This is a genomic window from Sinomonas sp. G460-2, assembly GCF_047759905.1.
Taxonomy (GTDB): domain Bacteria; phylum Actinomycetota; class Actinomycetes; order Actinomycetales; family Micrococcaceae; genus Sinomonas.
Genome location: NZ_JBKZWT010000292.1, coordinates 1 through 4,508, shown reverse-complemented (window position 1 = coordinate 4,508; position 4,508 = coordinate 1). Strand labels below are relative to the sequence as shown.

Annotated in this window: 3 protein-coding genes and 1 pseudogene; 2 read left to right on the top strand and 2 right to left on the bottom strand. The window is 68.4% G+C overall.

The window, feature by feature from the left end; translation table 11 throughout:
- Together ACLN58_RS18305 and ACLN58_RS18300 are read left to right on the top strand one after the other, a co-directional pair.
- Positions 1-271: pseudogene (locus ACLN58_RS18305) on the top strand (hypothetical protein); the annotation flags it as partial.
- Between the two features lie 56 nt (positions 272-327).
- Positions 328-975 (top strand): peptide deformylase, encoded by a 648-nt coding sequence (locus tag ACLN58_RS18300; protein ID WP_415856673.1) that lies wholly within the window; start codon positions 328-330, stop codon positions 973-975.
- Positions 976-1,009: 34 nt separating this feature from the next.
- On the opposite strand, the gene ACLN58_RS18295 is transcribed toward ACLN58_RS18300, so the two are convergent.
- Both ACLN58_RS18295 and ACLN58_RS18290 read right to left on the bottom strand, forming a co-directional pair.
- Positions 1,010-3,076 carry a hypothetical protein gene (locus ACLN58_RS18295; RefSeq protein WP_415856672.1) on the bottom strand — a complete coding sequence of 689 codons (2,067 nt, stop codon included), beginning with the start codon at positions 3,074-3,076 and terminating at the stop codon, positions 1,010-1,012.
- Between the two features lie 499 nt (positions 3,077-3,575).
- Positions 3,576-4,508, bottom strand: a 933-nt coding sequence (locus ACLN58_RS18290; RefSeq protein ID WP_415856671.1) for an alpha/beta hydrolase family protein, incomplete at its 5' end; no start/stop codon positions are given.

Sequence of the window (4,508 nt, the reverse complement as noted above, 5' to 3'; positions counted from 1 at the left end):
CGGCAACACGACGCTCCTCGACGAGGACCCCGGGGCGCCGTGGCCGCGCGACGTAAGCCTCACGGCTGGTGGGCCCCCCGTGCGCCTCACCGTGCGCCCTGCGCGGTGCGATCCGCACGCCGTCGCGGAAGACAAGGTCGGAACCCTCATCCCGCTCACGCTTCGCCTCGGAGGCCCCACGGGCACCGTCAAGGTCGCAGCAACGCCCGCCCTCAGGGCGGAGATCTACGCCTTCGTGGCGCGCTCGTGCGGCTGGCCCGCTTCGCAGTGACGCGCGCCTGCGCAACCGATCCAAAGCGCCGGGCCGCCGCGCCCTAGGCTGTGACCATGAGCCCCGCCCTGCCCAGCCACTGGTCCGCCGCACGCCTCGCGGAGACCGCAGCAGAGATCGTCGCGACTGAAAGTCTCCCCGAGATCGTGCAGGCTGGGCATCCGGTGCTGCGCACGCAGGCGGTGCCGTTCGACGGCCAGCTGGACGCGGCCCTGCTTGCGGCGCTCATCGAGGTGATGCGCCGCACGATGCACGCCGCGCCGGGAGTGGGCCTCGCGGCCCCGCAGATAGGACTGCCGCTGCGCCTCGCCGTCCTCGAGGACACATGGGCGGCCGATCACGACGTCGCGGAGGCCCGCGAGCGCGCTCCCCTGCCGTTCTTCGCCATGCTCAACCCGGTCTACCTCCCCCTCGGCGACGAGCGGGCCGCGTTCTACGAGGGGTGCCTCTCGGTACACGGGTACACCGCCGTCGTGCGCCGCCCCTCGCGGATCGAGGCCCGTTGGACGGCGCCCGACGGCACGGCGCGGCGCGCCGAGTTCTCGGGCTGGCAGGCCCGAATCGTGCAACACGAGACCGACCACTTGGGCGGCGTCCTGTACGTGGACCGCGCCGAGCTCCGCTCGCTGTGCAGCAATGAGGAGTACTCGGCGCGGTGGTCACACCCGACGCCCGAGGCCGCAGCCCGAGAACTCGGCTTCTGAGAACCGCGTTGCGGCAGTAGGCCGCGGCGGATTCTTAGAGGGCGACCTGGTAGATGTGGACGGTGTTCGTGTTGGCGAACGTGTCCGTGAACTTCCCGCCGACCACCGGGATCGTGCGGTTCTCGCCCACGACAGTCACCGACTTGCCGATCCCGCCGGCAAGGGAGAACGTGACGGAGTCATTGCTGACCGCGTCCGCCGCCATGTGGGCGAACAGGTACGGCGACCCGTTGTTCCACTTGGCGAGGTACTCGGCGCCGGCAGGCATGCCGTCCGGGGTCTTCTCGTCACGAGACGAGGTCACGAGCCCCACACCGTCGGGACCGTTGAGGACCGGAGCCAGGGACTCGGCCGTCGCGTAGAACGACTGGGCCGCGGACTTCACGCTCGCGAACGCCGGGTCCTCGAACGAATCCGCATACCCGCCACTCCGGAGGTAGTTGTGCGTGAAGTAGTTGACCCCGCGCGCCCCTTCGATGACCGCCGACCAGATCCCGGCCGTGAACGCCGCCGGGTCCACATGGTTCCCGTTCATGTCCACCAGCTCGTTGAAGCTGTAGATCGGCTTGTCGCCGCCCTGCATGGAACGCTCGTGCCAGATGAGCCGTCCATAGTTGCGCGAGAGATGCAGTCGCGGGTCTGTGGCGGACAGGTCGCCGGTGAACGACTGGTCGCCGACGATCACGTTGGTGACGCCCCACCAGCCGGAGTACAGGTTGCCGGTCTCCTGCAGGAAGTACACGTCGGTGGAGGCGATGTCCGTGTACTGGGTGTACGTCTTCCAGTTTGCGGCGCTTCCCTGCGTCCCGGCGAACTTGCCGAAGTTCGTGTACTTGAACTTGTCGGAAGCGATGGGCCCGGACATGGCCTTCATCGCCGTGTAGCCGCAGTCCGTGATGCCTGATGTGCAGACTTTCCCGTCGTGCCCGAACCCTGCGACGCCGGTCCAGCCGCCCCAGCCGTTACCGGCCCATTGGTCGACCTCGTCCGTGACGAGGTAACCGCCCGCGCCCGTCGTCGTGCCGCCGATGCCGTAGAGCTTGGACCCGGCCTGCCACCCGGACTGCATGTAGCCGTCCTCGAGATACGTATTCACGAGAGTGTTGTCGTCAGCCGCACCGGCGCCCTCGGCAGCCCACCGCGTGACGGGGAACATCGTGGTCGCGCCGGGGTAATTCGACGCGGGCCACTTGCTGTAGTAGCCAGGGCCGCCGTCAATCGCCTTGAGCGTTACCCCCGCGGGAAGCCCACCGGAAGCCGTCGGAGTGGACGTAGGCGTCGGGGAGGCCGAAGCGGTAGGCGTCGGCGTGACGGAAGGCGTCGGGGTCGCCGTAGTGCTAGGGGTTGCCGTCACGGTTGGCGTCGGCGTCGGCGCCGGTGATCCGGTGCTCTGGATCTCGATCCCGAGCACTGTCCACGCGCGCCCCGAGGGACCCGTCTCACCGATGCTCTGGTCGCCAGCCACGGCAGCTTGGAAGGCGTGCTCGCCAGAGTAGATGTTGGCGATGTACTGGCTGGCCTCCTGGACGGGAGACCCGATGAAGGTCAGGGCATTGTCCTGCACGGCGTTCCAGTCGGCTGCGAACCACGAGATCGCGGATCCGGCCGCTGTCGAGATGTGTGCCGACGGAACCCCAGAGCCGCGCGCGTCGGTGGTCACGGGGGCTGCGGCGAGCTTCGCCGTTGCTCCGTTCCAGCGTTCGACCAGGGCGTCCCAGTGCGCTGCGGCGGTGACGGAACCTTCGTGCGCCGTCACGACGGTAGACGCCGAACCAGCGGTCACGGTCCCCGTCCAGATGTACGCCGCGGAGTATCCGCTCGTGAGGTCCGATGCGGCCAGTGTCCACGTGACGGTGGCACCTGAGCTCGTCGGTGTGGCGAGCGTCAGGTTGCCGGCGTCCTCGGTGAACGCCTTGACGACGAGGATGTCCCCGGTGGACGTCGCGAAGGCCGTGGTGTCAAGAGACGGGTTGCCGTTCGCGCTCAGGTGGTAGGACCCGGCCGGAGCTGGAGACCCACCGGTCGCCGCGGGGGTGGATGGTGGAGGATTCGTTGCGCAGCTCACCGTGCCGGATCTCGGACCGGACTGGTTCCATGTCACAGACGGACCAGAACAGGTGACCGCTAAATAATCTCCGGGGTTGAGACCAGAAGTGAGTGCCGCGGCCGTGAGGCCGAATGCGGTCAATGCCGCGACAAAAGAGACGACGAGCCGCCAATGGCGACGCAATGGATGTTTCATGGGGTTGCCCAGCTCCCTAGATGTCTTGTCTATGGAGGGCTGCCCCAGAGCCCTCCCACCCGTATCGTGACGCCCGCGATGGTCACGTCGCCCCGCACGGATAGGCCGTGCGCGGCAGACGTGATGACGGCGGCGGGTTTGGCCGCAAAATGACGGCGGCGGTGACGCTCACGGTGGAACCGAGCAGCTGGGCCGCGCGTGTGACGCAATAAGTCGCCAGTGTCTGTGACGCGTTGTCGACTTCGCGGGGGCGAACAGAAACCCCTCAGCCTTGAACTTCTTGGCCTCCTGAGGCCTAGATGCCGAAGCGATCTTTGGGCATACTACACCACCGTCTAGGGTCCAAAGACCTTATGACTTACCCAACAGCAGGGCCGGGATTCGCGTCGGTGGGGAGGTGCCGCGCCCACCACCGGAGGATGTGCTCGAAGCGCTGCTTGCGGTGATGAGGGGTGCCGGAACGGGACAGCTCGTGATTCTCGCCCGGGAAAACGAGGAGCTCCGTCTCGACGCCCCGGAGCCGTAGCGCCGCGTAGTAGCGCTGGGCCTGCTCGATCGGGCAGCGCCAGTCCTCCTCCGAGTGGACCACGAGGGTCGGCGTCGTGACGGCGTCAACGCACGCCATGGGGCTCTGGGCGTTCATCGCCTCCACGTCCCAGCCCGTGTACTCGCCCGGGAAGAACCATCCGATGTCGGAGGACCCGATGAAGCTCACGGGATCCAGGAAGCCGCGCTCGACGATCGCCGCGCGGAAGCGGTGGTCGTGGGCGATGGTCCACGCCGTGAGGTAGCCGCCGTACGAGCCGCCCATGACGCCGAGACGCTCCCCGTCCAGTTCGGGGAACTCGGCGAGCGCGGAGTCCACGAAGCCGAGCACGTCCTCGAGGTCGACGCTGCCCATGCGGCCCTTGATCGCGCGCGCGTGGTCCTCGCCGTAGCCCGCGGCACCGCGGGGGTTGCACATGAGCACCGCATAGCCCGCCCCGGCGTACACCTGGGCCTCGTCGAACCACGCGCCGGTGTACTGGGCGAACGGCCCGCCGTGGATGTTGAGGAGCACGGGGAACGGGCCCGTGCCCTCCGGAAGCACGACCCAGCCGTGCACCGGCATTCCGTCGGGGCTCTTGCCCGTGAACTCGTGCGGCACGCGCGGGGTCGCGTCGTCGCGGAGGGTCGCCGCAAAGTCCGTGAGGCGTTCGAGCGCGCCCTCCCGCACGAGGGCGAGCTCACCGGGTGCCATCGCATCGGCGTAGGAGACGACGACGGCGCCGTCCACCGAGTCCGCGCCAGT